This window comes from Kitasatospora sp. NPDC004669, assembly GCF_040609455.1.
Classification (GTDB): Bacteria; Actinomycetota; Actinomycetes; order Streptomycetales; family Streptomycetaceae; genus Kitasatospora.
The window spans coordinates 1-13716 of the sequence record NZ_JBEXKB010000035.1; the positions used below are offsets into that span (position 1 = coordinate 1).

A 13716-nucleotide genomic window follows, 5' to 3' on the forward strand; every position below is an offset into this window, starting at 1 on the left:
GCGGGGGGGGGGGGGGGGGGGCGGGGGGGGGGGGGGGCCCCCCGCCCCGCCCCCCCGCCCCCCCCCGACCGTCGCAGCCGCGGGGGCGGCGCCGTGCCGGGCCAGCAGCGCGCACAGGCCGCGCAGTGCCAACGGGTCCGGAGGCCGGACCTCGAAGGCGAGGTGCGATTCGTGCCGGTGTTCGCGCTCGTGCGCGGCGAGGCCGGCCTCGCCGCGTCCGTGCCGTTCGGCGAGGCGGCGGCGGACCACGACGCCGGGCAGCAGGAGCGGGAGCAGGGTCGCGGTGTCGTGTTGCCGGACGAATGCGGCGGTCGCGCGCAGGTGGGTCGCGTCGTCCGGAGGTGTCGCCGTCACGGTGGGGGCGTCCTTCGAGGCTGGGGGTGAGGCGCGGGGCCGGGACGGTCAGATGCCGACGTAGTTCTCGGCGAACCAGTCCTGGTGGATGCGCGAGGTGCGCAGCGATTCGATGCGCGAGCGCCGCAGGGATTCGTGGAAGAACGATTCCTCGTCCGATCCGAGCGGGGCGTGCAGCAGTTGGATCATCCAGTGCGAGAACTCCTGGGCACGCCAGATGTGGGCGAGACAGCGCCGGGAGTACTGGTCGAGCGCCGTGGGGTCGCCGTGGGCGAGGTCGTCGATCAGGGACTCGGCGAGGAGTTCCGCTTCCAGGACGGCGAGGTTGGCGCCCTTCGCGGCGGCCGGGGCGGGCAGGCTGGCGGCGTCGCCGGCGAGCAGGAGCGAACCGTGGCGCAGCGGTTCCATGACGTCGGACTGCAGGTCGATGACGGAGCGTTGGAGGATCCGGCCCTGGTGCAGCGGACCGTGGTCGGCGGTGCGCATGCGCAGTCCGAGTTCGTCCCAGATCCGTTCCTGGGACCAGGCGTCGGCGGCGGTGCCGCGCTCCCACTGCAGGTAGTAGCGGGTGACCTCCGGGGTGCGGGCCATGTGTCCGGCGAAGCCGCGCCGGTGCAGGGCGTAGCCGACGGCGTCCAGGCTCGGTGGTGCCTCGGCGAGCAGGCCGAGCCAGCTGACGCCGTGGTCGCGGTGGTGGCGGCGGGCGGTGGCGGGCAGGGAGTGCCGGGCCGCGCCGTGGCGGCCGTCGCAGCCGGCCACGTACCGGGACTGCCAGCGGCCGGGGCGGCCGTCGGCGTCGCGGACGGTCACCGCAGGGCGGGTGCCGTCGGCGTCGTCCACGCGCTGGGCCTCGGTCTCGAAGTGGATCCGTCCGCCTTCCGCGAGGTAGTGCGTCAGCAGGTCGGTGACCAGGTCCTGTTGGGGGTAGACGGTGTGCTGCTCGCCGCGGCCGAGGGTGCTGTAGTCGAGGCGGAAGCTGCCGACCTCGGTGCGGAACTCGCAGGTTCCGTGGGGGAGACCGCGTCGGTGCAGACCGTCGGCCAGGCCGTGGCGGTCGAGGACACGGACGGTGTTGGCGGCGAGGAAGCCGGCCCGGGCCCGGGTCCGGACGCGGTCGCGGTCGGCGCGTTCGAGGACGACGCAGTCGATCCCGGCGGCGAGGAGGAGGTTTCCGAGGGTCAGTCCGGCCGGCCCGGCGCCGAGGATGACGACGTCGGCGGAGCCGTGGGCTGTGGTGCGTATCTGACGGTCGGTCACAAGAAGTGGATCTTAGCCGGGGGTGGATACATCGGTGGGGGAAAATAGCTCGTCGTGGTGAATAAACCTGGGTGGCGGCGCCCCGCCCCGCCCGGCGGACCGGGCGGGGCGTCGCGTCCTGAACGCGGGTGGTGTCTCAGTCGTTGCTCAGGGTGCGGCCGAGGAGGGGCAGAAGACGCTCCCAGTGCAGCCGCAGTGCGGAGGGGTTGAAGGCGTCGGTGTCGGACATGGTGAAGCCGTGGACGGTGCCGGGGTAGATCTCGGAGGTGTAGTCGACACCCGCGGCGTCCAGCTCCCGGTTCAGCTCGCCGAGGGTCTCGGGCGTCATGTCGGTTTCGGCGTGACCGAGGTGGACTTGGGCGGTGAGCCTGGAGAGGAGGCGGCGCCTGTCGGGCCCGTCGGCGCCCACGGGGCCGTGGAATCCGGCGACGGCGGCGACCTGGCCGGGGTGGGCCGCAGCGGTGCGCACCGCCAGGAGGCCGCCTATGCAGTAGCCGATCACGGCGACCGGTCCGGCGCTGACCTCGGGCTGGGTGGTGAGGAACCTGAGGTAGGCGTCGGCATCGCTCAGGACGCGTTCGGTGGTGTGCGCCTTGATCAAGGGCATCAGCCGGGCGACGAGCTCGGGCCGGGCCTCTTCTCCGATGTGCTCGGGGAGCTCGACCACCGGTGCCGGGCCGTGCCGGTGGAAGAAGTTGGGGACGAGTACGTAGTACCCGTGCCCGGCCAGTTCGCGGGCCAGTTCCCGCAGCACGGGCCGGATGCCGAAGGCGTCCGGGTACAGCAGCACCCCCGGGTGCCGCCCGCGGTGGTCGGGGAAGGCGGCGAAGGCGTCGGCCTGGCCGTCCGTGGTGGGAATCAGCGCAGTCTTGCTGGGCAAACGAGTTCTCCTGTCGTGGTTGACGCGTAGAGCCTGTGGTCAACACGACGGAGGCGGAGCCCGCGCGGCAGCGCCGGACCCTCGATCGAACTGCGGGCCCGCACCGGCCCGTACGGCGCTCAGCGGAGCACCGGGTCACCAATCCGTGTGTGGCGCAATGCCGTCCCGGTAGTCATCGCCGCCCAACATAGCCCACCGGCCGAGGTCGATTCCAGCGGCTGATGTCGCTCAGGGGGTGTGACGGCGGCGAAGGTCTCGGCAGTGGGCAGCGCAATGCGCGATCGTGCTCGTCTGCGCGAAGACGCCGAACCCCAATCGTCTGTACGCATGAAACGCATGAACTTCCCACCGCCGAGCGGGCCTTCGGATGGTTCAGGTCGCGAGGAAGCGCTCCCGGTGGACCTGCTCGGGCGGCACCCCGCCCAGTAGGGCGGCCCGGAGGACGGAGTCGACCAGGGGCGGCGGCCCGCAGACGTACACATCCGGTGCGGCGCCCGCGAGTTCGGGAAGGGCGGCGGCGAAGTGGTCCGTCGGCAGGCCGGTCGGTCCGGACCAGCCCGGATCCGGCCTCCACACGCAGACGTCGTACCGGAAGCCCGGCAACTCCGCTGCCACCGCGTTGAGTTCCGGCACCGCGAAGACGTCCTGCGGGTCGTTGACGCCGAGGAGCAGCCGGGCCGGCTGCGGCTCCTGCCACTCGGCCATCCGCCGGACCATCGCCAGCAGCGGGGCCAGGCCGGTGCCGCCGGCCACGAACCACCGCGGGCGCAGGCCGGTTTCGTGCAGCCCGAAGGCGCCCTGCGGGCCGTGCACGGTCAGCCGGTCGCCCGGGCGGGCCCGGTCGGAGAGGTACGACGAGAACTGTCCGGCCTTCCGCAGCCGGATCAGGAACTCCAGGCGGCCGTCCCAATTGCCGGTGTTGGCCGGGGAGTAGGCGCGTTTCACCTCGGTGCCGGGCAGCTGGAGCTCCACGAACTGGCCGGGGTCGAACTGGCAGTCCAGGTCGTCCAGGCGCAGCTCCAGCCGTACGGTGTCCCGGGCGACCGGCTCCAGCGCGGCGACGGTGGCCTCGCGGACCGGGATGCCGCCGTACAGGATCCGGGACTGCTCGTACGGCAGGGTGGCCGACAGCGGCCCGCAGGGGTAGGTGCGGCAGAGCAGGACGCCACCGTGCTCGCGCTCGTCCGGCGGGAGGGCCTGGTCGCTGTGCGGCCCGAGGTCGTACGGGCCGTCGGTGACCGAGGCGTGGCACGAGCCGCAGGTGCCCTGGCGGCAGGAGGCCGGCAGGGTGGCGCCGGCCGCCGCCGCGGCCTCCAGCACGCTCTGCCCCGGGGCGCAGGCGAACTCCAGGCGGCCGCCGTCGGTGGTGGTCAGGACGACGGGGTTCACGCGGCCGTCCGTCCGAGGGCGGCGGCCAGGTCGGCGGCGGGGGCGCCGATCACCCGCAGGCCGAAGCGCTTGACCAGCTCGTCGACCAGCGCGGGGGTCAGGAAGCCGGGCAGCGAGGGGCCGAGGTGGATGTTCTTGATGCCCAGCGCGAGCAGGGTGAGCAGCACCGCGACCGCCTTCTGTTCGGTCCAGGACAGCGCCAGGGTGAGCGGCAGGTCGTCGACCTCGCACTCGAAGGCGTCGGCCAGTGCGGTGGCGATCCTGATGGCGGAGTAGGTGTCGTTGCACTGCCCGAGGTCCAGCAGCCGCGGCAGGCTGGCGATCTCGCCGAAGTCATGCCGGTTGAAGCGGTACTTGGCGCAGCCGAGGGTGAGCACCACGCTGTCCCGGGGCGCGCCGAGCGCGAAGTCGGTGTAGTAGTCCCGCCCGGGGGTGGGGCCGTCGCAGCCGCCGACCAGGAAGAAGTGCCGGATGGCGCCCTGGCGGACGGCGGCGACCACCTGGTCGGCGACCGCGAGGACGGCGTCGCGGCCGAAGCCGACGGTGATGAACTCCTCCTCGGCCGGGGTCTCCGGGAAGCCGGGCAGGGCCTTGGCGGCCTGGATCAGCGGGCCGAACTCGTGGTCGGTGAGGTGCCGGACGCCGGGCCAGCCGACCGGTCCGGCGGTGAAGATCCGGCGGCGGTAGCTGAGGTGGGGCTCGATGATGCAGTTGGAGGTCATCAGGATGGGGCCCGGGAAGGCGGCGAACTCCTGCTGCTGGTCCTGCCAGGCGCCGCCGTAGTTGCCGGCCAGGTGCGGGTGGGCCTTGAGCAGCGGGTAGGCGTGGGCGGGGAGCATCTCACCGTGGGTGTAGACGTTGACGCCCTGGTCCTTGGTCTGCTCCAGCAGGGCTTCCAGGTCGCGCAGGTCGTGGCCGCTGACCAGGATCGCCTTGCCCGCGACCGGGGTGGTGCGGACGGCGGTGGGCTGCTGGGCGCCGTAGTTGCCGGTGTTGGCGGCGTCCAGCAGCTCGATCGCCGCGAGGTTCAACCGGCCGAGCCCGACGGCGCGTTCCAGCAGCTCGGCGGGGTCGGTCGGCTCGCCGGCCAGGTAGGCCAAGGCGTCCTCCACGCCGCCGTACACCTCGGCGCTGTGCCGGCCGAGCACCTCGGCGTGGTGGGCGTAGGCGCAGATGCCCTTGAGGGCGTAGAGGTGGAGCGAGCGCAGCCCGACGACGTCCGGCCCCACGAGGGCGAGTCCGGCGTCCACCCGGACGTCCGGCGCCTGGCGGGCGAGGTCGGCGGCGTCCGCGCCGGGGGTCCAGGCGGCAGGGCCGGTGAGCGTCTCCGGCTCCCGCCCGGCGGCGCGGGCGGCCCGCTCGTACCGCTCCCTGGCGCGGTCGCGGACGGTGGCGGCCTCCTGGATGAGGGCGACGAAGCGGGTGGGGTTGAAGTTGACGTTGGTGAGGGTGGTGAAGACCGCGTACAGGACGAAGGAGGCCGCGTCGTCGTCCGGGTCGCCGAGGGCCCGCGCCTTCGCGGCGTACTGGGCGACGCCCTTGACGGCGTGGATCAGGAGGTCCTGGAGGTCCGAAGTGGCGGAATCCTTACCGCAGTTGCCGATCACGGCGGCGCAGCCGGGGGTGGCGCCGGTGCGGTCGGTCTGTTCGCACTGGAAGCAGAACATGCGGGTCCTCCGGGGACTCGTGGGGGGCGTTCGGTCTGGGGGCCGGGAAGGGCAGACCGTCGCTTCCCCGGGCCCGGACCGGGTGCCGGGAGGAGACGCGGGCCGACCGGGACGGCCGCGGACCGCTCAGGGGTGAGCGGGGCCGCGGCAGGACGTCCGACGGCGTCGGTTGGACGGTTGCTTCCACCCGTCCAGGATCGGAGTGACCGGTGTGGGCGCAGCAGGGGCGGAGGACCCCGATCGCGGGCCGGGCGACCCCATGGCCCGGGTGGGAGTACCCGCACTCGGCCGCCCGGCACGCACGGCCGGCCCGCCGCCGGGGCGGACCGGCCGTGCGCGACTCAATGGGCCTTCGGTCCCTGGCCGCTGTCGGACGGGTTCCTGTCCTCGGAGGGGTTCCTGCCGTCGAACGGGTTCCCTCCGGTGGTCGGGCTCTCGTCCTCGCTCGGGCTCTTGTCGAGCGACGGCGCCGGGCCCGCCTTCGCCACCTCCGCCGGATCCTGGCCGCTCTGCTCGATCCGGCTGAGCAGCCGGGCGACGGAGTCGGTGCGCTCGCGCAGCACCGCGACGTGGGCGGCCCGGTCGGGCTCGACGGGCTGGTCGGCGGGCAGCACCGGGATGCCGCGCTGCCGGGCGGTCGCGATCAGGCTCTCGCCGACCTGGCCGACCACGACCAGGGTGGCGGCGGCGAAGGAGCCCGCGTCCGCGGTGCGCCGACGGCCCAGCAGCCCGCGGTGGACGATCCGGGTCGGGACGGTCAGCTCGTCCAGGCGCTGGTCGACCGAGCCGCGTTCCAGCGCCGCGAGGACGACGGTGGCCAGTGCCTCGCCGGCCTTGGTGACGGCCCACTTGCGGCCGGGCACGGGCGGCAGGAACTCGCGGATCCGGTCGACGTCCTGTTCCAGGGCGGTGGTGGTCAGCACCTCGAAGGCGTTGCGGGTGCGGATCTCGACGACCTTGTCCCACTCGATCTCCTCGCCGTCGAAGCCGACCTCGGTCGACCCCAGGTGCACGGCGCCGAAGCCGTCGAGCAGCCCGAGCAGCTTGTGCGCCACGGCGGGGGTACGGGGGTGACGGCCGATCAGCGTGCCCACCGAGAGCTTCCACGGTTCGGTGGCGGGTACCGGCGGCGGAGCGACGGAGCCGAGGGCGGTCAGCGCCCAGCGCCCGCCCGCCGCCGACCGGCCGCCCCGCAGCACCGCCTGCCGCCCGGCCTCGCCCAACTCGGCCGCCGCCCCCACCAGACGCCCCAGACCGCCCGCCCACTCGCCCGTACGCAACCGCCCGCCCCTCTCTCACAACCGCATCTCAAAACCGCAGGTCCAAGCCACATCCGCGAGCCGCGTTCGGCGACTCGCAGACGCGCCATCGTACGGCCGTTCCACTCGGCTCAGCCGTGGTCGGTGGCCGGGCGGGCGCCGACGGGGCCGGGCGGGGCCGTCTGGAGGGCGACGGCGATGCCGGCGAACTCCTCGATCAGCCGGCTGCGGCGGTTGCGGTCCCAGGCCAGCGCGACCTGGCTGGGCGGCAGTTCGCGGACGGGGAGGTGGGTGACGTCGGGGCGGGTGTAGAAGGTGGCGACCGAGAGCGGCAGGACGACGATGCCGTGGCCCGCCGCGACGTACTCCAGTTTCTCCTCGACGGTGCGGATGGCCTGGACGGAGGGCCGCGCCCGGCCGTCCCGCAGCGCGGCCGCGTCCTGTGGCGGCAGGACGGCCTCGGGGTTCTGCAGCAGCGGCTCGCCGGCCAGGTCGGTGAGGGTGACCTCGCTCAGGCCGGCCAGCCGGTGGTCCACCGGGAGCACCACCACGCGCGGTTCGGTGAGCAGGGGGAGGACGGTCAGCCCGCGCTGGTCGACCGGCAGTCGGAGGTAGCCGACGTCCACCCGGCCGTCGTTGATCACCTGGACCTGGTCGTCCCAGCTGGTGCGGAGCACCTCGACGGTCAGTTCCGGATGCTGCTCCGACATCACCCGGACCGCCGGGGTGACGATCAGGCCGGGCATGAAGCCGACGGTGAAGCCGAGTGGCCCCGACCCGCCGGCCCGGGCGACCCGGCGGCGCACCGCCTCGGCGTTCGCCAGCAGTGGCCCGGCGTCGGCCAGCAGTTGCTCGCCCGCCGGGGTCAGCCTGGTGGTGCGCCTGGTCCGGACGAACAGCTCGACCCGTAACTCACGTTCCAGCGCCATGATCTGACGGGACAGCACCGACTGGGCGATGTGCAGCTCCTCGGCCGCCCGACCGAAGTGCTGCCGCTGCGCGACGGCGGTGAAGTAGCGCAACTTCCTCAGGTCCAGGTCCACCGGGGCCTCCTCCTCAGTTGTGATGCCCGCAGGGTATGACAGCTTCGGGAATGGGTCTTGGACACCGGAAGCCCGACGGCCGCATGGTGGGGTGCAGTCGTTGATCCAACCGGTGGGAGGAAGAGCTGATGATGCGCCTGGAAGATGGGAGAACTGCTGTGACCACTCAGCGGATCCTGGTCCGTGGCGGCTGGATCGTCACGATGGACGCCCGGAACCGCGAATTCCCGACGGGTGACGTGCTCATCGAGGACGGCCGGATCGCGGCCGTCGCCGCCGACCTCTCGCCGGCCGCCGACGCCTCGGTGATCGACGCCTCCGGCACCTTCGTCCTGCCCGGCCTGGTGGACGCCCACCGGCACACCTGGCAGACCGGCCTCCGGCAGTCCGACTCCGAGGCCGCGATCACGGAGTACGTCGGCCGGACCCTGATCGGCCTCGGCGACGAGGTCCGCCCGGAGGACGTCTACGCCGGCACCTTCCTCGGCGCGCTCACCGCGCTCAACGCCGGCATCACCACCGTGCTCGACTGGGCGCACGCGATGAACTCGCCCGAGCACGCCGACGCCGCCGTCCGGGCACTGCGGGACGCGGGCGTGCGCGCGGTGTTCGGCCACGCCTGGCCGATCGGCTCGACGCTCGACTTCGCCGCCACCCACCCGGTCGACATCCGCCGGGTCCGCGAGCAGCTGCTGCCCTCGGACGACGGCCTGGTCACCCTCGCGATGGCCGCCAAAGGCCCGGACTCCTCCGGCATCGACAACGCGGTCAAGGACTTCGGGCTCGCCCGCGAGCTGGGCATCCCGATCACCACCCACCTGTCCACCGGCCGCCCCGGCCCCGACCACCAGGGCATCCAGCAGCTCCACCAGGCCGGCCTGCTCGGCCCGGACCTGAACCTGGTACACGTCAACGGCGCCGAGGCCGACGCGCTCAAGCTGCTCGCGGACTCCGGCACCACCGTGTCGATCTGCCCGCAGATCGAGCTGACCATGCCCGGGTTGGGCGGCAACGTGGCGGTCCGTCGGCTGCGCACCGCGGGCGTCAACCCCGGCCTCGGCGTCGACACCGAGCTGGCGTCCAGCGGCGACCTGTTCACCCAGATGCGCTTCGCGCTGGCGGCCGACCGCGCCGAGACGCCGGACGGCGAGCCCGCGCTGCCGGCCCAGGCCGTGCTGCGGATGGCGACCGTCGAGGGTGCCCGCGCCGTCCACCTCGGCGACCGGACGGGCTCCATCGAGCCCGGCAAGGCCGCCGACCTGGTGCTCGTCCGCACCGACGACATCGACCTGGTGCCGGTCACCACCCCCGCCGAGTCGCTCGTCCTGGCCGCCCACACCGGCAACGTGGACACCGTCCTGGTGGCCGGCCGGGTCGTCAAGCGCGGCGGCCGGCTGGTGGCCGACACCGCCCGCGCCCGCGAACTGGCCCTCGCCTCCGTCGCCCACCTGCGGGGCGTGGGGCGGTGACCGACCGCGTGCCCGCCCTGCCCGGGGCGGGCACGCCGACCGCGGCCCGGCACGTCCTCCGTGGAAGCTCTAACTCGAACACCACTGTTCAAGACGGCGATTCTGCGGTATCCCCTGACCGACATCAACGCCCCGGTCGGCCTGGGCGTCCTCGTCGCGGCCCCCCGGCCGGTCACCGCCTCGCCCGCCCACGAGGGCCGCCGGATCGACCTGCCGGGCGCCGCGGTGCTCCGCAGCGGCGTCACAGCCGGGCATCCGGCCAGGTGGCACCTACAGTCTGACTGACCCACCGTCAGCGACCGCGCGCCCCGGGAGGCATTCCTTTGCCCCAGCTTCCGCTCCAGGAGTCCTCCGCGCCGGCGTCGCCCTCGACCTCCACGCCCGCCGCGTCCCCTCCAGGCGGCGAGGCGCCTCCCGCATCGCTGGGCTGGTCTCTGTCACTCGCTGCCATGTTGATCCTCGCGGGGACGATCGCCGCGATCGGCCTGGTGCTGAGCTCGGCCCGCTCACGACGCTCGGGAAGCCTGGTGCGCAGCTGGATCGCGCTCAGCCTGGTCGCGGGACTGTTGATCTTCTGCGCGCTCGCGTTCGCCCTCAAGGACTCCACCCTGCGCAGCACGTTGATCGGCGCGCTCACCGCGGCCGTGGGTTCGGCGACCGCGTTCTACTTTTCCTCGAAGTCGACCGAACAGGCCAACCGGCTCCTCACCGCTTCCGTAGGCGGTGAGGTCGTTCCCTACCTGAAAGGGAAGACCCAGGCGGACGCGGAGAAGCTGCTGAGCGTGACATCGCTGAAGCTGGTGACGGCGCCCGATTCGCCGCCCCCGAACGGCCGACCGGTGAAGGAACAGGACCCCCCTGCGGGCACCGCGGTGCCCAAGGGAGCCTCGGTCTCGGTGACCTACGAGCCGTCCGAGCCGTCCGAGCCGTCCGAGCCGTCCTCCTAGAATCCGGCCATGGACTCCGAACAGCACGGCGGCGCCGCGAAGGCCCGCGGGGGCGCGTCGGCCCACCCCCGTCGGGCCGACGCCGAGCGCAACATCGCCGCGATCCTCGCCGCAGCCGCCCGCTGCTTCGGCAAGGACCCCAACGCGAGCATGACCGAGATCGCCGCGGCTGCCGGAGTCGGCAGGGTCACCCTGTACGGGCACTTCTCCTCGCGCGAGGAGCTGCTCGGCCGGCTGATGGAGCGTGCCCTGGCCGAGGTCACCATCGCCATGGAGGCCGCCGACCTCGCCCACGGACCGGCCGACGAGGCCCTGCTGGCGTTCGTCCGGTCCTCCTGGCAACTCCTCGACCGTGGCCTGCGCATGCTGCACGCGGCCCGCCGCGCGCTGCCGGCCGAAGCCGTCAAGGACCACCACGAGGGCCCCCTGTCGGCGATGGACCGGCTCATCGCCCGCGGGCGGCAGGACGGCACGATCCGGGACGACCTCCCCACCGGCTGGCTGGTCGACACCGTCTACGCCCTGGTCCTGCTCGCCGGCGACCAGGTCGAGGCCGGCCGTCTCACCTCCCGGCAGGCCCTTGCCGCGCTGGAGACGACCCTGGCCTCCCTGGTGCGCCGCCCGGCTCCGTAGACACCGCAGGGCCTGCCGTCCACGGACGGCAGGCCCTGCGGTGGAGGCCGGTGGCGGGGTCAGTCGATGCCGAACCAGCCCAGGACGGTCTGGACGAGCAGGATCGTCGACATCGCGGCCACCCCGACCACCACGACGGTGGCCGCGATGCGGTAGCGCGGGCTGTTGGCCGCGTCGCCGAGGACGGAGCGGCGGTTGGTCAGGACCAGCAGGTAGACCAGGACGATCGGGCTGATCAGGCCCTGCAGCACCTGGGTGCCGATCAGCAGCTGGATGACGTCCACCGGGGTCAGCGCGACCACGGCGCCCAGGACGATCTGGGCGGTGAACAGCCCGAGGAACAGCGGGGCGTCGCGGAAGCTGCGGGAGACGGACCGCTCGACGCCGGCGGCCTCGCCGATCGCGTAGCTCGCCGAGAGCGGCACCACCGCGCCGGCCAGGGCGGAGGCGCCCAGCAGCCCGAAGGCGAACAGCAGCTCGGCGCCGTGCCCGGCGACCGGCTTGAGGGCCTCGGCGGCCTGCGCGGCGGACTCCAGCGGACCGGTGCCGCCGATCGCGGCGGCGGTGGCGATGATGATGGTCAGGCTGATCACGCAGGCGAACACGGCGCCGAGGACGGCGTCGGCCCGGATCAGCTTGTAGTCGGCGGGCTTGGCACCGCGGTCGACCACGCCGGCGGCGGCGTAGAACTGCATGTAGGGGCTGACCGTGGTGCCGATCAGGGCGACGGCCAGCAGGATGAAGTCCTTGCTGGGCTCCACGTGCGGCACGACCAGGTGCTCGCCGACCTGCCCCCAGTCGGGGTGGCCGAGCACCATGGCGACCGGGTAGGCGAAGAACGCCAGCGACATCACCAGGAAGATGCGTTCGGCCCACTTGTACGAGCCGAACAGCACCAGCGACCAGAGCAGGACGGCGGACGGCGGGATGACCGCCCACTTGGGCACGCCGAGCAGCTCGAACGCGGCGCCGATCCCGGCGAACTCGCTGACCACCAGGCCGGTGTTGGCCAGCAGCAGGCAGAAGACCGCGAGGGCGGTCAGCCGCAGGCTGAACTGCTCGCGGATCAGCGCGCCCAGGCCCTTTCCGGTGTGGGCGCCGAGCCGGACGGCCATCTCCTGCACCATGACCAGGGCGACGGTGACCAGCACCATGAAGAACAGCGTGCCGTAGGTGAACTGGGAGCCGGCGCTGGCGTAGGTGGCGATGCCCGCGGCGTCGTTGCCGGCGTTGGCGGCGACCAGGCCGGGGCCGGCCACCATCGCGAGGGCGGCCAGTCGGCGGAGGCCTCTTCGGCGGCCGGAGCGCCCCGGGTCGGACGGCGCGGACGCCGCGGCGGCGGCGTCCGGTCCGGTGTCGAGGGTGTCGAGGTCGCGGGTCACTTGAGGAGCCTCCGGAAGTGCAGTCGCCCACGCTCGGGCAGGAGCGAGTCGAGGATGTCGTCGGCCAGGACCCGGCCGAGCGGGCGCCCGGAGTCGTCGACCACGAGCAGGGAGGTGGCCCGGGCCGCGACCAGCTGGTCGGCGGCCTCGGCGAGCCGGGTGTCGGGCCGGACGGTCACCGGCGGGCCGAACTGGTCCAGCCAGGAGACGAGATCGCCGATCACCGTGCTGTCCTCGGCCACGGCCAGGTCGAACAGCGGGATGTCGGCGATCAGCCGGCCGTCGTCGTCCAGCACGGTGACCGCGTCGATGTCGGTGCGGTGCTCGGCCTGCGCGGCGAGTTCGGCCCGCACCTGGGCGACGGTGTGCGCGGAGCCGGCGGTGACCAGCAGGGTGGTCATCGCGCCGCCGGCGGTGCCCTCGCGATGGGTGAGCAGGGAGCGCAGCTCGGCGGCCTCGGGCTCGGGCATCCGGGCCAGCAGGGTCTCGCGCTCGCCCGGGGCGAGGTCGCGCAGGGCGTCGGCGGCCTCGTCCGGTTCCATCTCGTCGACGAGCCGGGCGGCGTGCTCCGGGGGTACCTCGCGCAGCAGGTTCTCCAGCTCGGCGGGTTCCATCTCCTCCAGCGCGTCCGCGGCGTGCTCCGGCTCCAGCCAGCCCAGCAGCTGCTGGCGCTCGTGCCGGCCGAGGTCCTCCAGGATGTCGGCGAGGTCGGCCGGGCGCAGCCGGTGCAGCGCGGAGCGGGAGGCGCGCAGCCGCACCTCGGCGGGCCCGTGGGTGGCCTGCTCGCCGAACGGGGCGACGGACTGCCAGTCCAGGACGCGTTCCGGGGTGGGGCGGATCTGCCAGCGGCGCGGGCCGAGCCGGCGCAGCAGGGTGGGCAGCGAGACGTCGACCCCGACCAGGACGGTCCGGGCGGCGAGCGGGGCCAGGTAGAGGTCGGCGGCGCGGGTGACCTGGACGCCGTCGACGTCGACGAGCTGGTGGTCCAGCACGTCGCGGGCCAGCAGCACCTCCCCGGGCCGGCGGTTGAACTCGCGAAGGTCCACGCGGGCGGTGCGCAGCCGGACCTGCCCGGTCTGGATCCGCTCGACGGCGTCGGCGGCGATGAAGGTGCGGCGGCGGCCTATTCGGATGATCAGTCCGGTGACCGGCGGGTACGGCTCCGCCCCGTAGAGGCGCGCGACCACGTCGACGACGCGGCCCACCTCCTCGCCGGCCTGGTTGGTGGCCGGGCCGCCGACCAGCCCGGCGACGGAGACCAGCGACGAACGGACGGTCCGGGAGACGGCGGTACGGCGCTCGGCGGCGACGGTGCGGTCGCGCAGCCGGGCCGTGGCGGACGTGAGCAGGGTGGTGGCAGCCATGGTGGGGACCCCCTCGCCCCGACAGGACGGGGCAGCGGGCCGCCCGGCGGCACGTCACCGCCGACCCGACCG

Annotated in this window: 11 protein-coding genes; 3 read left to right on the plus strand and 8 right to left on the minus strand. The window is 73.7% G+C overall.

Going from position 1 to position 13716, the window contains the following annotated elements; all coding sequences use genetic code 11:
- Positions 1 to 402: 402 nt before the first annotated feature.
- The 6 genes from ABZW30_RS26375 to ABZW30_RS26400 all read right to left on the minus strand — a co-directional run bounded on the left by ABZW30_RS26375 (position 403) and on the right by ABZW30_RS26400 (position 7849).
- Positions 403 to 1611, minus strand: a complete 1209-nt coding sequence (locus tag ABZW30_RS26375; RefSeq protein WP_355673672.1) for a 4-hydroxybenzoate 3-monooxygenase — start codon at positions 1609 to 1611, stop codon at positions 403 to 405.
- A gap of 136 nt (positions 1612 to 1747) precedes the next feature.
- On the minus strand, positions 1748 to 2491 hold the full coding sequence (locus tag ABZW30_RS26380; protein WP_355673673.1) for a dienelactone hydrolase family protein: 744 nt from the start codon (positions 2489 to 2491) through the stop codon (positions 1748 to 1750).
- 372 nt (positions 2492 to 2863) lie between these two features.
- Positions 2864 to 3880: a 2Fe-2S iron-sulfur cluster binding domain-containing protein gene (locus tag ABZW30_RS26385; RefSeq protein ID WP_355673674.1), complete on the minus strand. Its 1017-nt coding sequence runs from the start codon at positions 3878 to 3880 to the stop codon at positions 2864 to 2866.
- Complete coding sequence (gene hcp / locus ABZW30_RS26390) at positions 3877 to 5547, minus strand: hydroxylamine reductase (protein ID WP_355673675.1); 1671 nt, start codon at positions 5545 to 5547, stop codon at positions 3877 to 3879. The genes ABZW30_RS26385 and hcp overlap by 4 nt, the downstream gene beginning before the upstream one ends.
- A 341-nt stretch (positions 5548 to 5888) precedes the next feature.
- Positions 5889 to 6827 (minus strand): hypothetical protein, encoded by a 939-nt coding sequence (locus tag ABZW30_RS26395; protein ID WP_355673676.1) that lies wholly within the window; start codon positions 6825 to 6827, stop codon positions 5889 to 5891.
- Between the two features lie 110 nt (positions 6828 to 6937).
- Entirely contained in the window at positions 6938 to 7849 is a 912-nt protein-coding gene (locus ABZW30_RS26400; protein ID WP_355673677.1) for a LysR substrate-binding domain-containing protein, read from the minus strand.
- Between the two features lie 158 nt (positions 7850 to 8007).
- On the opposite strand from ABZW30_RS26400, the gene ABZW30_RS26405 reads away from it, so the two are divergent.
- The 3 genes from ABZW30_RS26405 (at position 8008) to ABZW30_RS26415 (ending at position 10898) form a co-directional block, all read left to right on the plus strand.
- Entirely contained in the window at positions 8008 to 9318 is a 1311-nt protein-coding gene (locus tag ABZW30_RS26405) for an amidohydrolase family protein (RefSeq protein WP_355673678.1), read from the plus strand.
- 527 nt (positions 9319 to 9845) lie between these two features.
- On the plus strand, positions 9846 to 10265 hold the full coding sequence (locus ABZW30_RS26410; RefSeq protein ID WP_355673679.1) for a PASTA domain-containing protein: 420 nt from the start codon (positions 9846 to 9848) through the stop codon (positions 10263 to 10265).
- 9 nt (positions 10266 to 10274) lie between these two features.
- Positions 10275 to 10898, plus strand: a complete 624-nt coding sequence (locus tag ABZW30_RS26415) for a TetR/AcrR family transcriptional regulator (RefSeq protein WP_355673680.1) — start codon at positions 10275 to 10277, stop codon at positions 10896 to 10898.
- A gap of 59 nt (positions 10899 to 10957) precedes the next feature.
- Here the strand turns inward: ABZW30_RS26415 and ABZW30_RS26420 are convergent, their stop codons facing one another.
- Positions 10958 to 12280, minus strand: coding sequence for a divalent metal cation transporter (locus tag ABZW30_RS26420; RefSeq protein ID WP_355673681.1), 1323 nt, complete (start codon positions 12278 to 12280; stop codon positions 10958 to 10960).
- Positions 12277 to 13644, minus strand: coding sequence for a CBS domain-containing protein (locus ABZW30_RS26425; protein ID WP_355673682.1), 1368 nt, complete (start codon positions 13642 to 13644; stop codon positions 12277 to 12279). The genes ABZW30_RS26420 and ABZW30_RS26425 overlap by 4 nt, the downstream gene beginning before the upstream one ends.
- Positions 13645 to 13716 lie beyond the last annotated feature (72 nt).